At 43.6% G+C, this 691-nt stretch carries 1 protein-coding gene; it reads right to left on the bottom strand.

Annotated features, from left to right (window positions below; genetic code table 11):
• A partial coding sequence (locus R7R78_RS26510) for a carboxy terminal-processing peptidase (RefSeq protein ID WP_225474658.1) occupies positions 1-691 on the bottom strand: 691 nt, incomplete at both ends.

Genomic DNA, 691 nt, shown 5'->3' with positions numbered 1-691 from the left:
TAGTCTTTAGGCACATCATCCAAAGATTTGAATGTTTTCTTACCCAAAGCCGTTTGACGTTCATTAATACGTTTCAAACGTAATGCTTCTGCTTTATCTGACTCGTCTTTGCGGACTTTCTCGTTTAGAGACAACATGTTGTCGTCTTTTTCTTTACGATACTTCTCAATGTCTTCGTTTATGAAACGGAATTCCATCTCATCAGCGATTCGCTTATTGTGAAGTTCTGTCAAGTTTGCAATCAACTTGTCGTTATCTGGAAATGTCTGATAAGTCGCCTTATCGATACTATCCCAAGGCAGAGCATTGTCTTCAACACTTTCACCGGTTTCACTCGGATCAATTGGTGTTGGGTACGCAATGTCTGGCGCTACACCACGGTTCTGAGTACTGCCGCCATCGATGCGGTAGAACTTTTGAATCGTATATTGAACATAACCGAGCTCTTTATCGAAAAGATCGTAGATATGATTCAATGAACGATGCTGCTGAACCGTACCTTTACCAAACGAGTTTTCGCCAAGAATGACGGCGCGGTTGTAGTCTTGCATTGCAGCTGCGAAAATTTCAGATGCCGATGCACTGTAGCGGTTGATTAATACCGTCAAAGGACCATCGTAACTTACCAGTCCGTCGGTATCAGCATTAACTTTGATGCGGCCATAGCTGTCGCGCACTTGTACGACTGGGC

Source organism: Vibrio sp. 2134-1 (assembly GCF_033339495.1).
Note: the sequence above shows the minus strand (reverse complement) of the source record. Positions and strands in the feature narration are given on the sequence as shown.